At 53.7% G+C, this 17,954-nt stretch carries 13 protein-coding genes; 7 read left to right on the top strand and 6 right to left on the bottom strand.

Annotated elements, in window-relative coordinates; all coding sequences use genetic code 11:
- Positions 1 to 35 precede the first annotated feature (35 nt).
- The 3 genes from ABJ205_RS15825 to ABJ205_RS15815 all read right to left on the bottom strand — a co-directional run bounded on the left by ABJ205_RS15825 (position 36) and on the right by ABJ205_RS15815 (position 7,320).
- Positions 36 to 4,913 (bottom strand): autotransporter domain-containing protein, encoded by a 4,878-nt coding sequence (locus tag ABJ205_RS15825; RefSeq protein ID WP_348155226.1) that lies wholly within the window; start codon positions 4,911 to 4,913, stop codon positions 36 to 38.
- Between the two features lie 208 nt (positions 4,914 to 5,121).
- Positions 5,122 to 6,615 (bottom strand): polysaccharide lyase family 7 protein, encoded by a 1,494-nt coding sequence (locus ABJ205_RS15820; protein ID WP_348155228.1) that lies wholly within the window; start codon positions 6,613 to 6,615, stop codon positions 5,122 to 5,124.
- Between the two features lie 453 nt (positions 6,616 to 7,068).
- Positions 7,069 to 7,320, bottom strand: a complete 252-nt coding sequence (locus ABJ205_RS15815) for a hypothetical protein (RefSeq protein ID WP_348155231.1) — start codon at positions 7,318 to 7,320, stop codon at positions 7,069 to 7,071.
- 17 nt (positions 7,321 to 7,337) lie between these two features.
- On the opposite strand from ABJ205_RS15815, the gene ABJ205_RS15810 reads away from it, so the two are divergent.
- The 5 genes from ABJ205_RS15810 to ABJ205_RS15790 all read left to right on the top strand — a co-directional run bounded on the left by ABJ205_RS15810 (position 7,338) and on the right by ABJ205_RS15790 (position 12,376).
- Positions 7,338 to 8,222: a sterol desaturase family protein gene (locus tag ABJ205_RS15810; protein WP_348155234.1), complete on the top strand. Its 885-nt coding sequence runs from the start codon at positions 7,338 to 7,340 to the stop codon at positions 8,220 to 8,222.
- A gap of 103 nt (positions 8,223 to 8,325) precedes the next feature.
- A complete protein-coding gene (locus tag ABJ205_RS15805; protein WP_348155237.1) occupies positions 8,326 to 8,655 on the top strand; it encodes a hypothetical protein in 330 nt (109 codons plus the stop codon).
- Positions 8,656 to 8,733: 78 nt separating this feature from the next.
- A complete protein-coding gene (locus ABJ205_RS15800; RefSeq protein ID WP_348510087.1) occupies positions 8,734 to 10,731 on the top strand; it encodes a glycosyltransferase family 2 protein in 1,998 nt (665 codons plus the stop codon).
- A 121-nt stretch (positions 10,732 to 10,852) separates the two neighbouring features.
- Complete coding sequence (locus tag ABJ205_RS15795; protein ID WP_348155242.1) at positions 10,853 to 11,701, top strand: DUF547 domain-containing protein; 849 nt, start codon at positions 10,853 to 10,855, stop codon at positions 11,699 to 11,701.
- Between the two features lie 48 nt (positions 11,702 to 11,749).
- Entirely contained in the window at positions 11,750 to 12,376 is a 627-nt protein-coding gene (locus tag ABJ205_RS15790; RefSeq protein WP_348155245.1) for a TIGR04282 family arsenosugar biosynthesis glycosyltransferase, read from the top strand.
- On the opposite strand, the gene ABJ205_RS15785 is transcribed toward ABJ205_RS15790, so the two are convergent.
- Complete coding sequence (locus ABJ205_RS15785) at positions 12,358 to 12,912, bottom strand: rhodanese-like domain-containing protein (protein WP_348155248.1); 555 nt, start codon at positions 12,910 to 12,912, stop codon at positions 12,358 to 12,360. The two genes, ABJ205_RS15790 and ABJ205_RS15785, sit on opposite strands and share 19 nt — an antisense overlap.
- On the bottom strand, positions 12,909 to 13,751 hold the full coding sequence (locus tag ABJ205_RS15780) for a sterol desaturase family protein (protein WP_348155251.1): 843 nt from the start codon (positions 13,749 to 13,751) through the stop codon (positions 12,909 to 12,911). Before ABJ205_RS15780 ends, ABJ205_RS15785 begins: the two co-directional genes overlap by 4 nt.
- Before the next feature lie 130 nt (positions 13,752 to 13,881).
- Here ABJ205_RS15780 and ABJ205_RS15775 point away from each other — a divergent pair, with 130 nt between their 5' ends.
- Positions 13,882 to 14,610, top strand: coding sequence for a glycosyltransferase (locus ABJ205_RS15775; RefSeq protein WP_348155253.1), 729 nt, complete (start codon positions 13,882 to 13,884; stop codon positions 14,608 to 14,610).
- Between the two features lie 64 nt (positions 14,611 to 14,674).
- Here the strand turns inward: ABJ205_RS15775 and ABJ205_RS15770 are convergent, their stop codons facing one another.
- The gene (locus ABJ205_RS15770; RefSeq protein WP_348155255.1) at positions 14,675 to 16,954 is read right to left on the bottom strand and encodes a TonB-dependent receptor; all 2,280 of its coding nucleotides are present in this window, start codon (positions 16,952 to 16,954) and stop codon (positions 14,675 to 14,677) included.
- 257 nt (positions 16,955 to 17,211) lie between these two features.
- Between ABJ205_RS15770 and ABJ205_RS15765 the strand changes: the two genes are divergently transcribed.
- Positions 17,212 to 17,954, top strand: a 743-nt coding sequence (locus ABJ205_RS15765; protein ID WP_348155257.1) for a TVP38/TMEM64 family protein, incomplete at its 3' end; no start/stop codon positions are given.

Here is a 17,954-nt window from a genome sequence, read left to right as displayed (position 1 = left end):
GAGCGGGGCCTTTTTTTGATGCTACTGGGAAACTATCAGAAGCCTATAGTGATGCGCGCAACGCCGGCGTGGGTTTGTGAATCATCACCGTAAATGCCGTCATAGACCACGCTAATCGAGCTATGTTCAGACAGCTGGAAGCCTGCTTCAAGTTGCGCAAAGACTGAATGTTGCGATTGCGGCGCCCCGGAAACTGTGAAGCCATCACCACTAGAGAAGCGAGCGATCGCCAACGGCTCTTGTTCACCAAGATCGTACTGATAGCCTGCATTGCCGCGGAACTGGAAGGCTCCTTCGCCAGAGTTTGCAAACCGCATACCGAGAATTGCAGTACCTGAATTCTCACCGCCATCTTCAAAGGTAAGCGCCGCAGCGCCTCCTGTTTCGGAGAACGCATCGATATTGGCTTCACCGAAATTGAATCCAACATATGGCTCTGCATGGCCACCGCCAAATTCAATCGGATACCCTGCTTCGATGAACCCAAAGGTCACCGACCCATCATAGTCTGCTGCAAGCGTGTCGACGAATGCGCCGTATGCGACACTGCGATCAACCGATACTTCGCTTGATCCATAACCGCCACCTGCTCGGATTCTGAGGCCAAACGCATCAACTCCAAGGTATGCCAATATCGACAAAGTTTCAGCCGTTCCTACACCGCGCGTTGCCGCGTCGAGATCAAAGTCGGTTTCCTGATAACTCGCCGCTACACCAAGGCTTGCATTTTCGCCAAGGCCTACATCCGCACCAAGCAGCATTCCAAAGCCGTCACGATCCAAACCGATGGCATTGCCATCGCTATCGTTACTGCCTGTAAAGCCCCATGCTTGACCCCAAATGTGGCCACCGCGCTGGTCACTTGCCAAGTGGCCGAGCACAGCATTACGAACGAGACGTTGATCTTCGGTCAGCACGCTGAGAACACTTGCGTGAACCTCGCCCGACAATTGATCGAATGCTGCCGCGGCGCTTGCTGCGTCAAGATTCACCACGCTATTTGCAAGGTCACTGTTGCCCTGACTGTCCAAGGTTTCACCGACTGCAATCTGATTGGCTGTGACACCGGCCGCGGCAAAGTCGACATCGTTACGGCTAAGGGTGAGCAAGACAGATGATGTATCGTCATAGTTGAGCGTAGGCGTAAGGAAGGCAAGATTGCTGGTTACGGCATCAAACACTCCAGTAACACCGCCATCGGCAGTCAGGATCGTGTAATCGGTCGAAATGTCATAGGCCGTCCCGCCAGCAAGAACGCTCACAGTGCCGCCATCGATAGCAGCCGCGCCTGTGGCTGCAACCAAATCGGTCGAACCATCAGGCAGAACTTCTACCTCAAAAGTTGAACCGGCCGCAAAACTAATGTCGCCTGCGACATTAACCGTTCCGATGCTGTTACCTGGTGCCAATACGCCGACAACATTGATGCCGCCCAATTGTCCTGCACCGCCAAGGCGTCCACCGTCATTCACCGTGACGGCAGAGGCAATGCTTCCATTTACAACCAGCAGTCCGCCATCAACGACAGTGCTGCCAGTGAAGGTGTGATCACCCTCCAGAACCAAAGTCCCTGCATCGAGCTTGTTAAGTCCGCCATCACCACCAATCGGTGCCGAAATAGTGGCAGTCACTCCGGGATCGACACGAACTGCGGTAAGGGCATCGTTGATCGTCAATGCACCGCTTCCAGCAGCGATAGTGTAGCCGTCGGTTGTGAACTGAAGACCTGTAAAGGTGATTTCATCGTCAACCGTAACAGTGCCAGCAGCGCCTCCGAAGACTGCAAAGTTGCTGTTCCATGCCGCGTTGAAGTTGCCGTCGGCATCGGTCCAATTGGTATCGGTGAGATTCCAGCTGCCGCTGCCCCCATCAATGACATCATTGCCCTCAGTATTAGCGCCATCGAAGAACTGAATTTCAGGGATCGCACGGTCGATGATGAGATTGACCTGACCGCCGTCAGTGACCTGGATTGTGCCCTGCTCAAGGTCGAAACCTTCAGGCAAGACACTTACGTCAAGACCGTTGTCAGTGATCCCACCGGCGACATCAATCAGGCGATAGACGCCGATACCAAAGCTATCGAGTGCATTTGCGTTGAGCAGGCCGTCCAGAGTCAAATCACCGCCAACTGTGATTAGGTCACTGGTTGCCGCATCTGCTGGATTTCCAAGGTCGGCGCCAAGAATAGAGCTTGCCCCCAAGACTAGGTCGCCCGAAATTGCCAGCGTACCAGCAGCGCCAACTGAACCTGCATTGAGAGTGGCACCTGCGCCCAATTCGACGTCGCCATCGATCATGCCGTTGCCGGTCAATGTAGAGCCAGCAAGAGCCGTTGTATCGCTGGTGATGGAACCATCCACTGCCAAGATACCGCCTGAAACGGTTGTTGCGCCTGTGTAGGTGTTGACGCCTGAAAGGATCAGAGTACCGCCTTCAAGCTTGTTGAGACCTCCCTCGCCGGCCAACGCCGCCGAAATCGTAGCCGAAATTCCATCGCCAACACGAACCCCGCTTTGCTCTTCGGTAAGAGAAAGTGTGAATGCGGTGTCAGCAGCCGTGACTTCATAGCCGTTGACGAGGAATTGCAGGCCGACCGCTTCAACATTGTCACCCAAGGTTACAAGGCCGCCAGCGTCGCCGCCAAAGACCGCAAAGGCATTATTGAAAGCAAAATTGTCGACACCGTCTGCTTCGGTGAAGTTGGTTGTGACGCTGTCCCAGATACCTGCACCGCCATCAATCACGCCATTGCCATCAACATCGGCGCCATCGAAGAAGAGGATCTCGGCGTCCGTCCCTGTATCAAGCGCTGAGACGACAAAGTTGACCTGACCGGCAAGCGCTGTCTGTACCTCGCCTTGGGCCACGGTAAAGCCGTCAGGGACTGAACCGACATCCAGACCGTTGTCTGTAAGCGCTCCACCATAAGTGATGAGCGTGTAGACACCGAGACCGAACTCACCAGCATCGGTGACGTTCAGAATCCCATCAAGCGTCAAATCGCCTCCCACCAAGAGCCGGTCGCTGGTCGACGAATCAGCCGGATTGCCAAGGTCGAAATTAAGTAGAGAACCTGATGACAGTGCCAATGCGCCGAGCGAAAGTTGGTCTGCATCGCCTGCGTTGCCTGGATTGATGATACCGCCGTCCGCAACGGTGGTAGCGCCCCCAGTACCATTACCGCCCAATGTCGCGCCATCGCCGACCGAGATCGCGCCAACTCCGCCAGCGTTCACGAACAAAGTCCCGCCGGTCATGGTGATTGCGCCAATATCGGTCGCGAGGGATGACAAATTGTGCGTGCCCCCATCCACATTGACCTGACCAAAGTTAAACGCGCGAACGAAGCTAGTATCCATCTCGGAGCCAGTGAGATTGAGGATGTTGGTGGCCCCCATCTCCTCACTACCCTGCAAGTTACCGGTCGCGCTTGCACCGGCTGTCACGGTCAGTGTGTTGGTGCCAGAACCTGCAAATTCGACTGCATTATCGGTGCCCGAAGTGACACTCGACGCTCCCAAAGTAACCGTTGCGTCTTGAGTGCCCTCAAAACGCACACCGTCACCATCGGCGCCTGTCAATGTGCCATTGTTCACCAAAGTACCGCCAGTCGCAGACTGAATGCCATCATTACCCATGATGGTCCCGCCCTCATTGTTGGTAATGATCGCACCAATAGCATCAGTGTTAACCAGAATGCCGTCTGCTGTGCCCTGGATCGTGCCTGAGTTGGTGATCACCGTATCTGTTGGCGTGGTGTCTTCGCTGATGTCGGCGCCACCCAAAAGGCGAACACTGATTGAATCGCCATCAAGACGGATACCTTCATCATCGCCGATGATCATACCACCTGCCTCGTTGACAACCGTGACGCCGCTGCCGCCGATCAAAATTCCGGCTTCAGCCTGACCATCGATTGTTCCTGCATTAGAGATCGTGACCGCGTGGTCAGAATGCGCACCGTTGATGCGAATTGCGTTGCTAGCGCCGACAATCATGCCGCCAGCTTCGTTGGTGATTGTGCCGCGCACCACCGCGTCACTTTCAGATCGGATCGCTGCGTTCGAAGAGTTGTTACGCGCCGCTGAGATCGTCCCGCTGTTGGTAATATCAACTTCGATCACACAGTTGACACGGTCATCCTCGCGGCACCCGCGGTCCTCGCCGCCAGAGGAGCCAGGATCACCGTTCAGATGTACAGCGTCGGCATCGCTGTCGGAACCTGTATTGGATATAGTTCCAGTGTTCACTAACCTGAAGCGGGCAATACCCTCTTCATCACCCACTGTGCCCGAAGACGGGTCCGTACCAAGCAGCGAATCAACACCAACGGTTGCCCCGCCAACACTGGTAATTGTACCGTTATTGATAACAGTGTTCAGCAATCCATCCGCATCACGGTCGAAATAAACGACCGCCTCAGTCGCCTCGCCCGTACCGGCGATCAAACCGTCGTTAGTAAGGATCTGGTTGTCACCTTCGAAAAAGATAACGCCGTCAAACCCTTGCAGCACGCCGGTTGAGAGAACGTTGACTGTGATATCGTCTTCGGAATTATCAACTTCAATGACGACATCTTCGTCGTCACCATCGGTGTTGATATGAGTTCCACCCAGAGTAATGACCGCGCCGTCGCTGGATTGATTTTCAAGCCGGATGTTATCTCCGCTGCCGACGGTCTGAGTAACTCCATCGGCTGAGGTAACTCCGTCGGGACCAGGGTTTTGGACCGGCGTGTCGTCCACAATCATAACCTGCGCATGAGCAGGAGCAGCATACGCGGTGGCTAGCGCCATGCTGGAAATTGACGCGCCTACAAATAGGCCCGACAATGTACGGCGCCTTACCGCTCGCACACCTTCAGCCTTCATTGAAACTTGGTTGTCTGCTCGACTTGCAGTGTTAGCCATCAGTCTTTCCCTCTCATCCGGCCTGCCTTTGGCATTTGCCGCTGCTCTCAAAATTGGATCGGTGCACGCGTACGATGTACGGTGCTCAAGTTAGGTGTTATGCATTTTGCTTAGACCAATTCAACCATATTCGTCATACCGATTGGTAAATCATGACGTTTAAGCAAAGTTATCACCCTATGATCGGAGGATTGCCCGCGCATCTGCTTCAATCATGCGTGTTTTCCAACCGGTAAAAGGTCGCCTGGTCAAAGTCGGTCGGCTCACCTGTGTTATTCTGCGTGTACACGCCGGCCTTGAAGTAGTTCCACTCTTCAATGGTGTCGTAACCGCTGTTCTCAACCACCATGTCCACGAAGTTGTGGCCGATTATCTCACCGTCTTGGTCGCCGCGACGTATAATTACGTCGATGCGTGAACCTGCATTGGTTATTTCATAAGAAAACACCTCGTTGAGCGCTATACCATTGAACGGGTTATTGCGGTCTTCAGGCTGGCTGTCGCGGTCATCGAATTCTGGCCCGACCACCATGAAGTAGATATCGTCACCGCCCCGGATTTCGTGAGCAAAATAGACATAGCCGCGATCATTCTCCGGGTACTTGCGATAATACAGACGAATCGGCTCATCGCTTGATGCGTGAATTTGCCCAAATATCATTCGTCCAATGTGGGAATCGCTGCCCGATGAGCTAACATTATTGATCGCAAGCGTGCCCTTCAAAACGCCGCCCCGGCCGCCAACAGGTACGCCGGGATCAGGCTGATAGCCAAGCACCCAATTGTTGCGGTTCACACCTTGCGTGGAGATGCTTCGATCGCCATTGCGCAGCATCTCTCGCAGCTCAGAGCGGGTGAAACGCGAATTGGCGGACGTCGTTGCTCCTTCAATCGTAGAGCGGAATGTCATGCCTCCATCGGGAGAAGTGAAGAAAAACTCGTCAGAAAAGCCTTCGAGATCAAGGTCTTGCGTGCGCTGGGCAAAACCATCGGAAGGGTCCGTAGCAGGCGTATCGAGCGCCCAATCTAGAAGTTGGAAATTTCGCCCCGGAGTGACCGCCGGATCGAGTCCAAAAATGCTCGTATCAAATGGCTGAACAGCAACAGGGGTTGGCGTCCCTTCCGAACAACCAAAAAGCGCTGCCTCGACGATACCAAAGGGGTTGCCATCAGACGTTCCCTCCGCCGAAATGCGAACAAATCTTGCGGCTGTGTCGTTAACGTCAAACCGTTCAAAGTTAGCCGTATCTCCAGACGATTGAAGGCTTGGACTAAGCGTTGTGAACGCACTACCGTCGGAAGAGACCTCAAGTGAGAAAGTGGATGTGCGCTGGTCACCGAGGTGCAAAGCCAAACCCACCTCACGGATGAGAAATTCACTCCCCAAGTCCAGGGTCAAAGTCGCGGGAACACCAGACGCACTCCAACGGGAAGCTGCCTCCAAGTTATCATCAATTGCATTGCTTGCTTCAAAACCAGCACCGCTCGATTGGCTCGCCGTTGCCGTGACGATATCGAGGAAATTCAATCCGCTGCATGAAACAACAGAAACAGGCGTGGGGGACGGGGTTAGCGTTGGGCTAGAGGTAGGCGCGACAGTCGACGAAGAAGCAGGTGACCCGCCGCCGCCCCCACACCCAGTGATCAGCAAACCCGCCGCCAACAGGGCGAATGGCGAAGAAACGGTACTCCTGATACTCAAAGGAAAGCCCCTAAGTTGGTTGTTCAAATATTGAGTTTGGTAAGCCAAGGCAGGAATAAATCAACCGGAATATACATCCAATTGGTATGACAGAATGAAGTTCACAACACCTGGATGCGACCTTGAATTGGGCCGTATGGAGTAAACTTCACCAGATAACGGGACGGTTTCTGAGTAACGTGATCCGATCACTATTCGATCACAGAAAACCCAAAATTTGCAATAAAAGGGCCCGCCTATCGAGATGGCGGGAGCTTTAGACAGCATTTCGATTAATGGGCGGAGGCGTTGTCAGTCTTGCGCGAACTCAGCACTGGTAGTCTCAGCGCTCCATGCTGTTTCTAAGCTCTATTGAAAAACTTCAAAGCCACCAATCCACTGCGCTTTTGGCTACATGGCTCGCGGCGTCTGGATAAGAAATCGCCAACATCCCATCCGCTCATTCTGCAATCGCTACTGCAAATCTAAAAATGCCTGATTGGCCTTTTCCCTTGATCCGGCATCTTGAATATTCTCAACAGACTGCGAGCCCTCGACGTTTGTAGGTGGAATAAGGTTGTAACCAGATGCCAGTTTTACACGAAGATTATCGAGATGCGCACAGACAGTGTACTGCAGTTGCGAAGCGGTAAAGGTCGACCAAGTAGATGGAAACGCAACAGAGCGGACGCCAAGACGCGCAATCTCACGCCGATCACCGACCAAGATCGGCAATCCCCTTTTTGGCTACATTCGGCGCCGTCTTGATCGCAGCCGAGGTGATGCTCAGGCTCATCGGGTGGCTGCAATTCAAGGTTGGCTGGGCCGCGTTTGATTATGGTTTTTCATTCCAATGGGCAGGCACTCTGGCGGCGATGACCAACGGCTTGTTGTCGCTCCTTGCTATGGTAGCCTTGTTCGGCTTCTTTGAATGGCGCCAAGCTGGTTTTAAGAACTTCAAAGAGCGTTACTCTGAAGGCCTTGTTTATGGTTCAACCGCAATTGTCATTGCGACCCTCATTCAGACCATGGCTTTTTCATTGCTTCCATCGTTGGAAGTCGAACCGCTATTGAAGGCGGATGATCTCGGCCCGCTCATGATCGTTTTTCCGATCGTTTACATGCTCTTCGTCGGTTTTTTCGAATATTGGCTGCACCGGGCGTTGCACGACATACCTCTCCTCTGGCGCCTCCACGCGATTCACCACCAGATCGAAGAGATGAATGCCGCTCGAAGCTATTCGCATTGGGCACAGGAAACTTTGTACCTTGCGGTCATCACCATCCCCTTGGTGTTTCTCATTGAAGACCCGCAAGAGCATGTCGCGTTGCTTACGACGTTCTATCTGGTGTCCAACTATTACATGCACACCGATAATCCCGCGATGTCGTTCCCACCCCTTCTCCGGCACGTGGTGGCCGACAATGTCTACCACCACTACCACCATTCGCGTGCTATCGAACATTGGGGGCGAAACTACTGCTCCTTCTTCTCTTTCTATGATCGCATTTTCGGAACCCAGCATATGCCCGAGGATGAGACATTCCATCCGACAGGAATTGATGGGTATCGACCGCTTACAGGCTGGACTGATTACCTGATCCGGCCATTTACACGAAGCGGTTGAGAAGGAATTTCAAGAAATTTCTCGCGATCTGTAACGAAACTGGCGAGAGATGCGAAAGCAACAATTGATGACGCCAAAAAAGGCAAAACTGGAGGTTTGAAAAATGAAAGTTGCTTTGATTTCTGCACTCGGTCTGGCCATGGCCGCCACTGCCATACCTGCTGAAGCCTCTGGCTCTGGCTCAGGTGCTTCGCGCGGAGGCTGGGGCGGTGCTTCGGGAAGCTCAGGCATTAGCGAGGCTGAACGTCTCAACCGACGAGGTCGCTCTCAGGTGCGCAAGCACATCACCTGTAAGAAATGCGATTATCACGATCGCCTGGATCGCAGCACCGCAGTAGAAGTTGCACAAGGCGTTCAAGAAGGTCGCTTTGAAATCAAGCAGAAAGATCGCACTGCGGTGCTCTACTATCTGCGAGGACGCTTCGGCGTCTAAGTCACTGCTTAAAAACAGCTTTAAACGGTTGAGCTGATGGTTCGCTCGGCGACAAAGTCTGTCTCCGAATGGCCGGCCATGATCGCCAGCGCCGTTTTTTTGGCGAGCATCGCCTCTTTGGTTTTTCTGACCAATGAAATAGCGTCGCCCGTCCTTCCCTATGTGGCTATTCTGGCGGGCGGAAGCGCGCTGGTTTCATTGCTGCTTTGGCGCGATACAAAGATTAGCGCCAAAACTGTTTTGCTGGTCGCGGCGTTTGGGCACATAATCGCCCTTTTCGGTCAGACCATTTTTGAGGACGATTATTACCGTTTCCTTTGGGATGGCTGGATGACCCTCCAAGGCGGCACTCCATATGGAGTGCCGCCTGAGCTGTTCATAGATGACCCGGCCATTCCGCGGGCAATGCAGAACGTTTTGGAGTGGGTCAATTACCCCCAATATCCAACGATCTACGGACCTCTCCTCCAGATACTGTTTGCTTTCACAAGCTTTTTTGCCGGCGAGAATGAGATTGGTCTGAGGATTCTTTTTGCCTCCGGCGCTCTGATACTTTCAGCCTTGATAGCGCGTCGCCACAGCGCTGGACGCACGGCTCTTTTCGCGTGGAACCCGTTGATTGTAGCAGAGAGCACTTTGCATCTTCACCCCGACATATTCTTAGGCTTGGGTTTGTTCGCGGCCGTGTTGGCCGGCAAACATCGACCAATGTTGGCAGGCCTGTTCTTCGCGGCATCCGCTGGCGTGAAGATCGTAGCTCTGGCCGCATGGCCAATGCTGATCCGGCTTGCTCCATCAGCCCTTATCGCCGCCGTTGTTGGTCTGGTCGCACTGTACGGTATCTTTGCAGTCCAAGGGCAGGGAGTGGGTTTCGATTCAACCGAGACATTTGCCACCCTGTGGTATTTTAACCCTATCGCATTTGAGCCTCTATTAGTTGTTCTAGGGCCAGCTTGGGGCCGCCTTGCGTCGCTGCTTCTGGCTGGCGCCTTGGTCGTTTGGTTTCACGCCTCCGCCCGTGACTATGATAGCGTACCGATTGCTCCGATCTTTGGCGCGATCCTGCTGTTCGCGCCGGCAGTAAACGCATGGTACCTTTTGTGGCTGCTGCCTTTCGCTCTCGATAGGCGCGATATCTGGCCGTATGTCGCAAGCGCTGTTTTGCCGCTGTCTTATCTGACTGGGCTCAATCTTGAAATCTATGAGCTTGAAGCGTTTGAGGTGCATCCCATTGCACACCGGATCGAATGGGTACTTCTCGCAGGCGCGATCACGATTGATCTTTTTAGGCGCTTTAGAAGTTCCCCGTCACCGCTGCCGAACCGAAACCCTATTACAGAACCAAAGGTCTCTGTGATCATTCCCGCTTTGAACGAAGCAGAATCGGTTGAACAGACCGTACGCGGCATCCGTTTGGCGAACCCGGTTGGACTTCATGAAGTCATAGTTGCTGACAATGGTTCAACAGACGAAACTGCGTCCGTTGCAAAGAGTGCTGGTGCGCTTGTTATATCTGAGCCTAAGCGAGGCTATGGTGCAGCCTGCCTTGCAGCTCTTGGCCGCGTCGATCGGAGCAGCAACATTATCCTATTTATGGATGCCGATCTTTCAGATGATCCTGCTGATGCTGAGAAATTGTTGACGCCGGTGATCCAAGGATCGACCGACCTCGTCATCGGATCGCGCACTATCGGGAAAATTGAAGCAGGGGCGATGAGCGCGCCTCAGCGTTTTGGCAATTGGCTCGCCCCAACCTTGGTGCGATTGATCTGGGGTCACCGTTACACCGATCTGGGACCATTTCGCGCCATTCGGCGTGACTCTCTCGAACACCTCGCGATGGCTGACCGCGACTTTGGTTGGACAATCGAAATGCAGGTGCGCGCCGCAAAGATGGATATGCGTACTCTCGAAGTGCCTGTGACTTATCGAAAGCGCGTGGGTGTATCGAAGATCTCTGGGACAGTGAAAGGCGTATTTGCAGCCGGTTGGAAGATCCTATTTGTTATCACCCGCGAAGCCTTTGGTGATTTTGGTCAGTCCGAACGCGCAAGGGAAGTCACCGAAAGCGGCTAAGTCGTGCAAGTTAAAGCTCAACAATCCCAATCGGCCGTCTAAAGAGCATTCTCTTCATTCAATAGTAACAAATTGGGCAATCTCGCCGAATGAATTGGCAAGGAAACAACAGGAACGGACCATGGTTATGCACATTCGCACCAATGGAAATCTTATGAACTCAGGCATTTCGAGACGCTCAATTTTGGCGGCTATCCCCGCAACGGCAGTTCTCGCCGCTTGCGGAGGTCCAGATGCCGGCGGCTTGGGCGAGGAAAGCTTCTCAAGCGACTCAGGCTCTGGAAACGTGATCGATCATTCGGCATGGGATGCACTTCTTCAAGAATATACGAGTGAAGGCCCTGAAGGAGTGAACCTTGTCGATTACGCGCGTTTAAAGAACGAAGCATTAGACGCCCTCGCCGGCTATCTTGGTGCCTTGCAAACGGTTTCGATTGAGAATTTTGGCCGCGATGAACAATTCGCGTTCTGGGTCAATCTTTACAATGCCGCCACCGTCGATGTGATCGTGCAGAACCTCCCGCTGGATTCCATCCGCGACATTGGCCTGCTCGGCTCCGGCCCTTGGAAGGACGATGCCGTCACCGTTGCAGGACGCGCACTCAGCCTCGACAATATCGAGCACGACATTCTGCGTCCCGAATGGCAAGATGTGCGCATTCACTATGCCGTGAACTGCGCATCGATTGGTTGCCCCAACCTTGCGCGTACCGCCTACACCGGCGAAAAACTCGAAGACATGCTCGAACAAGCATCAAAGTCATTCGTCAATCACCCTCGCGGATTTGGCGGCAATCCGGATGCTCTTATCGCTTCCAACATCTTCGAATGGTATCAGGAAGATTGGGGATCTGAGCAAGACGTGTTGGCCCATGCACGTCAATATGCCGAAGGTCCAACAGCCGCACTGCTCGAAGAGGCGCAGGCGATCAGCGAGTATGCTTACGATTGGTCCCTGAACGCTGCATAAAGCCCGTCAATCTTGCCAAATTCGTGTGGCTGAACGAAAAGCTGATCTGTGACAGACGCAACGCCCCATCTCGTTCTATTCGCCAGATATCCGACACCGGGCGAATGTAAGACGCGGCTAATCCCAGCGATTGGTGCAGAGGCGGCCGCTGGCCTTCATCGCCGCTTGGCGGAGAGGACGGTGAAGCTGCTGTGCGCTTCAGGTGCGCCGGTGAGTATTGCCACCACAGGTGGGCAGTTGGCAGCATTCGAAGCATGGCTCGGCCCGCAGGTGAATTTTGAAGAGCAAGTTGAAGGTGGCCTTACTGAAAGGCTGCTGGCCTTCCTCGGCCGAGCCCCGGTGATCTTTTTTGGCGCTGATACGCCCGATTTAAGCGCAGCTCATGTGCACATGGCGATGGAGGGCCTCACCACCCATGAAGTGGTGATAGGGCCTGCCACAGACGGCGGCTATTACCTGATAGGCATGCGCGCGCCGTATCCGGAACTCTTGACCGATATGCCCTGGAGCACTGACCAGGTTCTGCCTGAGACGCTCAAACGCCTGGATGCGCTTGGGATTGTGCCGCTCCTACTTGAGCGGCTTTCAGATTGTGACCGCCCGGAGGACCTAACGCTCTGGCCTGATCTGGCTGACGGCCGAAAAACTCTCGTTGCTCAATCTGTCGCTGAATAGCTTATCGCTTCCTCATCCTCGATCAGGCGGCCCCAATAATCATCAAACGGATGTATGGCTTCGGTCGCTCCGCTAGAAGCAGACACAAGAGCGCGCCCATCATTCCGCCATTGGAACAGCCCTCCGATGAGATTGACTGGTGGTTTGCCAGACTCGCGTTCAACGAACTGCGCCACGCGGTCAGCCAAAATTGAAGAGCGCGCACCCACAGAACAATAGAATACCGCGCGTTTCCCCTGCAGTTTATCAGCAAAGCGTTCCGCAAAATCATCCTCGGTTATCTCCGGCTCGACAAGAATCGCTCCAGCCAAATGGCTTACGGCAAACTCGTCAGGCTCGCGCACATCGAATAGTACGACGTCATTTGGACTGAGCGCGGAAAAATCATCTGCGCTCAGATGCTCAACCGTGTCGTAGTTTGCCGCAATTCCAGAATGAATGCGGTCGAGGTCAGAAGTCTGGAAAAATGCCGCACCGCCGATTGCGGCGAGCAAGGCGATGCCAATTGCGCCGCTAACCACAAGACCTTTCTTCACTGTGTTGTCTCCTGACCAGATGGCGGTTTGACCGTAACCTTGGCGTTCTTGAACGGCAGCATAAGCGACCAAAACAGCGATGACGGGCTATCATCTTGATGTTCGTCTAGCCCAATCACGACACCATTGTGCCCGCGATTGGGCTGAGCAATGTATGTCCCAAAAAGACGGTCCCAGAGCGAAAAGAAGAAGCCGTAATTGCTGTCTGTCTCGCGGTGGATGATGGAGTGGTGAACCCGGTGCATATCAGGCGTGACTATGATCGTCCTGAGCACGCGATCAACCGCAAGTGGCAGCCTGACATTCGCGTGATTGAACATCGCCGATGCGTTGAGGATCACTTCGAACAAAACCACAGCGAGCGCTGCCGGACCAAGCGCAATTACAACCAACAGCTTGTAAGCCATCGAAAGTACGATTTCGATCGGATGGAAGCGAATTCCCGTCGTCACATCAATGTCACGATCGACATGGTGAACCTTGTGGATGCGCCAAAGGATCGGGATTTTGTGAGAAGCCACATGCTGGGCCCAAACAGCGAAGTCCAAAAGGACGATCGCAAGGATGATCTCGAGCCAAATCGGCAGAGGGACGGCGTTCAGCAGGCCCCAACCCTGCTCGCCAGCATATCCGGCGACTCCCACCGCAAGAATTGGAAAAAGGATGCGCAGCACAATACTATCGATAATGACCAGCGACCAATTGGTGAACCAACGATATCCGCGAGGCTGCGTGCGCTGTTTGCGGGGCAAGATCGCTTCCACGCAGGCCATTATAGCGAAGACACTAGCAAAAACGCCAAGTCTCACCGTTCCTTCGCTCAGCCCAAAAATCTCCATCAAGCGCTCTTTCTAACTGGTCCTGCTCATCTGTTCGCCGAAAAACATTCAAGCGTTACGCAGTTATGCACCAAATTTGAGCCCGACAATAGCTTCCCTTACCTTACAGATCGGGTAAGGTTCTCCAGCAATGACCAGCGTGACCATTGTCATACCCACCTTTAATGAAGAGGCCGCACTTCCCGCCACGATCGACGGGCTGCGCCGCCTTTCGCCGCAGCCGGACGAGGTTTTGATCGCTGATGGGGGGAGCAAAGATGCGACCGCTAAAATCGCGGCCGATGCTGGGTTCACAGTGGTGAACTGTCCTCGCAAAGGGCGCGGCGCACAGATCAATCAAGGCATCGCCAATGCAAAGGGCGAGCTAATATGCGTCCTCCATGCCGATAGCGTTTTGCCAGAAGATGCGGTCACACTCATCCGAGAAACTATGGCGGACAAGAAAACCGCGCTTTCGAGCTTCTTTCCCAAACTCGTCGGTGAGCGTCGCACCCGTTGGGGTTCCACCCTGCACAATATCGTGAAGACCTGGTACGCGCCGCTCCTGACGCGCCCGGACCTCTTCTTTCGCGGAGTGAGGCTTCTGTTTGGCGATCACGCCATGTTCTTTAGGCGCAAGGATTTTCTTGGATTTGGCGGCTGCGATGAGCGTGTCGTGATCATGGAAGAAGCGGGACTTTGCATCAACTTTGCAAAGCTCGGCCGCACGCGTGTTATTCGGCGTTGGGTTGTGACGTCCGATAGGAGGATCACCGAGCTTGGGAGCCTGCGCGCCAACTACATCTACCTAAAGGTCGCTTTGATGTGGTCATTGGGAGTGCGCGAGGGGCTCTCCGAGCATTATCCGGACATCCGCTAAGCTATCAATCGCACGTTTGAGGCGCCAAACGGTTTCAACCGTCAGCGCCTCAAATGCTCATTGCTTAGTAGCGCCATCCAAGTTCAACACCGTACGTGCGTGGTTGGTTGAAGATACCTGACAAATTGTTGAAGTCGATGGCCGAGACCGTGCCGACAGTATCGGTCAAATTGCGCACAAATCCAGCGAAGTGGATGTTATCCAAGCGATACCCTGCCCGCGCGCCGCCAATAACCTGCGCCTCGGCCTCAAATTCAACCGATTCATAGAGGAAAATGTTTGCGCTCGAACGGTAAGACCAATCGGTTGAGGCGAAAAACTCACCCGCACCCAGATCGCGGCTGTAATCGAGCACAATATTGCCGATGAACTGCGGTGCTTGCGGGAAAGGATTGCCGTCAATCAACGCGCCGCCAGTCACAGGATCAATCGGGTCGAGCACCGTACATGGTGTTGCAGAACCACAAGCAGCGGTCTGCAAGTCCTCATCCTGAATCTCGGTCTCGTTCCACGAGAAATTACTCATCAGCGTAAGATCATCAGTAACCGCCAAATCAAACTCCGCCTCGATACCATAGCCAATGCCTTGATCGGCATTAAGCAATTGGTTGAAATTGCCCGCGCCTCCGATTGCCGTGAGCTGTTGATCATCGATCGTGAAGAAATAGCCATTGATGTTGAAGCGCGCCCGGTTATCTAGGAGCGTAGTTTTCAATCCTGCTTCGAATGACAATATAGTCTCAGTATCTGCGACCGTTACCCCATCGAAATCGGGTGTGAGGTTTGCAAAAAGAATGCGGCCCTGGATGGAAGGTGCCCTGAACCCGCGAGAGATGCGGGCATAGAGGTTGGTGTCTTCTGTCACCGAATAGGTCGCGGATAGATCGAAGCTAATTTCCTCATCACCAACATTTCGGAAGAATGGTCCAGCAGCAGGTGCGCCAAACGTGCCGATTGGGCGAATAACCTCAAAATCCTTGTCGTCATCGGTAAAACGAAGACCAGCGGCGAGATTGAGCTTTTCAGTCACATTGACATCAACCGAACCAAAGATCGCCCAGCTTGTCGTGTCCTGCGTTTGGAAAGCCTGACCGTTTTCAACGCCGCCGCCAAGGGTGTCGAAGTTGAATGAGGAAATCTCAAGATTCTCATCGAAGAGATACAGGCCAACGGTCCAATTGAGCGTATCTTCGTCCGTATTGGTCAATCGCAGTTCGTGGGTCAGTTGGTCGAGATCATCGATGCCATCCCCGCTTTCTGCAGGGAAAGGGATGAGGCCTGGGCCGCCACCCGTGGGCAAGAAGGCCGCACCAAACCCACCATCAACATCGCCGCGCGAGAAAGCCTCTGCCGTTTCCCAACCGAAGATATAGGTCGCTGTGACCCCGCCAAACTCCAAATCGGCCCGCGAAGTGATCCCAAAGGTGTTTGTATCCAGCGTTGAAAAGCGCTGTGCATCGGCAAAGGTTACTGTGCGATCAAAGTCAGGGCGCGGATCATTTGATCCTGGCAGAAACGCATTGGCCTGGAAGCTTGTTTGCCCTCCATTGAGGTTACGTCCGTGCACATTGATCAACCATTCGAAGTTATCGCTTGGGGTTATCAAAGCCTGCGCGCGATAGGCAAAATCATCAAATCCGCCCGCATCTGCATTGGGATCATCGTCGATTTGGTTTTCAATGAAGTCGGAGCGACTTTGGAATGTTCCGGAAAAGCGCAATGCGATCACATCGCTCAGCGGAATGTTGAGCGCGCCTTCGAGCAGAACCGTGTCGAATCTGGCATAAGAGCCGGTAAGATAGGCATCGAATGCGTCCTCTGGTTTGGCGCTTTCGAACTTCAAGACGCCAGCCGGGGTGTTGCGGCCAAAGAGCGTGCCTTGTGGTCCGCGCAGCACTTCGACACGTGCAAGGTCAAACACTGGGAAGCCTTTGAGAACGGGGTTCTCCCAAACAACCTCGTCGTAGATGTAGGACACAGGTTGAGACGCGTTGAAGTCAAAATCTGTGTTGTTGAGCCCTCGGATACCAGGACGCGGGAATATGCGACCAAATGAAGTCTCAATGTTCAAGCTGGGAACTCGGCCAGACAAAAAGAGTGTGTCATCACCCGCGCCACGAAAAGTGTTAAGTGTCTCGGTTTCCAGCACGCTGATCGCCACCGGCACATCTTGGGCGTTTTCGGATTCTTTGGTCGCTGTGACCAGAATTACGCCAAGGCCGGATTCTTCCTCCGCTTCTTCTGCAATCTCGGCATCTGGCTGCCCTTGAGCGAGCGCTGGTTGAGAGATCGTGATAGCTCCCAAGGCAACAGTAAGGCCTAGGTTGTTCTTGTTGAGACGCATTTTTGGGATAGCCCCCTTTTTGTTCTTGCGAATTGGAGAATTCTTCAATGGTTCAGCTTCGTAACAGCTAAGGTGATCGTTACAATTTGGCACTACTTGTTTTAGGAATAATCTGATCCTGCTCTCGATGAACGAACCACCGCTTTCGGCCGCGCTCTAGGGCAGGTCATGGCGAATTGCGATTCAATCAGACTCTTGATCAGCATCAGTAACCTTCGGCCTCTCGTCTGCGAACTGGCGATCAAACAGAGGACGATATGAAAAAGATTTTGATCATTGTGGCGCTCGCTGCGCTCATCGCGGGCTTCTTCTACTTCGAATTGGGGCAATATTTGACCTTCGAGGCGATCAAGTCGCGGGTCGAAGGCGCGCAACAAACCTATCGGGACAATCCCATTTTGGTGATCGCCGTATTCTCCGCAATCTATGTGATTGTCGCTGCCGCGTCCTTACCGGGTGCTGCGCTGTTGACCTTGGCCGCAGGCGGATTGTTCGGGTTTGTTACCGGCACAATCGTAGTGTCTTTCGCGTCGACCATCGGCGCCACAGTTAACTTCCTTGCAGCTCGCACAGTCCTACGCGACTTCTTTGAATCAAAGTTCGGCGACTGGCTGAAAGGCATCAACAAAGGGCTCGAGCGCGATGGTGCATTCTATCTGTTCACCTTGCGCATGGTTCCCGCAGTTCCGTTCTTTGTGATCAACCCAGTGATGGGCCTCACCCGCATTAAGACCTGGACTTACGTCTGGGTCAGCCAGCTTGGTATGCTAATCGGAACGGCGGTCTATGTGAACGCTGGGACAGCTATCTCCTCGCTTGAAAGCCCGGAAGGCATCTTTACGCCTCCCATTCTTCTTTCCTTCGTCCTGCTCGCCATCGTCCCGTGGATTGCCAAGGCTGTGGTCGCTTTCATCCAGCGGCGCAAAGTCTACAAGGGTTTCGACAAACCGAAGACATTCGACCGCAATATAGTGATAATCGGCGGAGGCGCGGCGGGCCT

This window comes from Erythrobacter sp., from assembly GCF_039988855.1.
In the GTDB taxonomy this organism is placed as follows: Bacteria; Pseudomonadota; Alphaproteobacteria; order Sphingomonadales; family Sphingomonadaceae; genus Erythrobacter.
The sequence above is the reverse complement of the archived record's forward strand: the minus strand, read 5'-3'. Positions and strand labels throughout refer to the sequence as shown.

What these genes read in the sequence shown, in the direction of transcription:
- ABJ205_RS15825 (WP_348155226.1), bottom strand. Translation starts at nt 4,913, where the DNA reads ATGGCTAACACTGCAAGTCGAGCAGACAACCAAGTTTCAATGAAGGCT.
- ABJ205_RS15805 (WP_348155237.1), top strand. Translation starts at nt 8,326, where the DNA reads ATGAAAGTTGCTTTGATTTCTGCACTCGGTCTGGCCATGGCCGCCACT.
- ABJ205_RS15800 (WP_348510087.1), top strand. Translation starts at nt 8,734, where the DNA reads ATGATCGCCAGCGCCGTTTTTTTGGCGAGCATCGCCTCTTTGGTTTTT.
- ABJ205_RS15795 (WP_348155242.1), top strand. Translation starts at nt 10,853, where the DNA reads ATGGTTATGCACATTCGCACCAATGGAAATCTTATGAACTCAGGCATT.
- ABJ205_RS15780 (WP_348155251.1), bottom strand. Translation starts at nt 13,751, where the DNA reads ATGGAGATTTTTGGGCTGAGCGAAGGAACGGTGAGACTTGGCGTTTTT.
- ABJ205_RS15775 (WP_348155253.1), top strand. Translation starts at nt 13,882, where the DNA reads ATGACCAGCGTGACCATTGTCATACCCACCTTTAATGAAGAGGCCGCA.
- ABJ205_RS15770 (WP_348155255.1), bottom strand. Translation starts at nt 16,954, where the DNA reads ATGCGTCTCAACAAGAACAACCTAGGCCTTACTGTTGCCTTGGGAGCT.